Here is a 1,631-nt window from a genome sequence, read left to right on the forward strand (position 1 = left end):
TATTGACTTAGTGGTGGTGGTGATGGTGTGGAGTTGGTGGTCTGGTGTGTAATATAGGGTAGCTACTGTTATCTACTTTATTTAATCAGATTTCGACCACTTTTTAAATGGACCTCAACGAGATAACCCATTATTCAACGTCAAAGAATTATGCTGATTCAAATTCCGTTACAGGAGTGAATGACTGATGCAACACAATCATGTGTTCAGCTATACCGTGGCGATATCAAGTTACATTCGATGAGAGGAAGACGATGTACGCTCTGTACTAGACCAATACGCTTAGTTGGATTTTAAAAGTGCCAACTCAGTGAAACAACAATCCGCGGGTAGACATGTCGCTCCACTCGGATTAATCTGAGCCCCATCCAACGAAGTCTTTGCTCTTACCCCTTCATGATGTGTTCTTATCGGAGAGACAATACCTACCATAACAAGTCTTTGATTTGAACCGACCGGGGATCGAACCCATGATCTAGAGCTCCCAAAGAGTTTATTACACCACTCATCTGGTTTCCGTATACAAGAACAGATTATGCAAGATACACTGATTAACAGTCCGTGACAATAATGCATAATAAGATACAACAGTGATTCAAAGTTCGTGACAATACTTGCTTTCTGTTTTTAAAATCTGTCTTTGTACTATAAGAAATATGGTTAGTTTGTATTGAAGTATATAAATAGCATTGCAAATTAAGATTTAAAATCAATTCCTTATTACTATTTAATTTATACATCAATATTGTAAAATATATAAATATCATCAGGTTTTTCATTGGTGTTTTTTAGAGAAAATTCGACATTTTCAATTGCTACATAGCGTTTTTCCACACATTTAACACAGATATTTATAAATCATACCAAATAAAATTACATGCAATACTATAAATGTAGATATAAAATTTAGTGCGCCCCAATGACATTCATCAGATACACTCAATATCGAAATATTGGAAAGCTAAATAATTTAATAGTGCTTAGGGAGCAATAAACAAAAGGGCTTGTTGATTTTAGATTACTCATGTCATCTCAGTAGTGGCAAAGAAGGAATTTTTAAATTATACGGTTTTATCTTAGTGTAAGAAGATTCAAGGGTTTCAAGTGGCTAAGTTGAAGTCATCACTTCGAAAGTGTTACGGATTGACACCATGACTTGGTTTACCGTTACGGATTTGCCACCATGGCTTGGTTCACCATTACGGATTGTCACCATGACTTGGTTTACCGTTACGGATTTGCCACCATGGCTTGGTTCACCATTACGGATTGTCACCATGGCTTGGTTCACTGTTACGATTGTCACCATGGCTTGGTTCACCATTACGGATTGTCACCATGGCTTGGTTCACCGTTACGGATTGTCACCATGGCTTGGTTCACCGTTACGATTTTCACCATGGCTTGGTTCACTGTTACGATTGTCACCATGGCTTGGTTCACCGTTACGATTGTCACCATGGCTTGGTTTACCGTTACGGATTGTCACCATGGCTTGGTTTACCGTTACGGATTGTCACCATGGCTTGGTTCACCGTTACGATTGTCACCATGACGACTTGGTTTACAGTTACGGATTGTCACCATGGCTTGGTTCACCGTTACGATTGTCACCATGGCTTGGTTTACCG

Annotated in this window: 1 protein-coding gene; it reads left to right on the plus strand. The window is 38.8% G+C overall.

The genetic code is table 11. The features are described from left to right. Nucleotides 1–1,151: 1,151 nt before the first annotated feature. On the plus strand, nucleotides 1,152–1,631 hold a 480-nt coding region (locus tag PSN35_RS07605), incomplete at its 3' end, for a hypothetical protein (RefSeq protein ID WP_300031683.1).

The organism is Candidatus Thioglobus sp., assembly GCF_028599055.1.
Classification (GTDB): Bacteria; Pseudomonadota; Gammaproteobacteria; order PS1; family Pseudothioglobaceae; genus Thioglobus_A.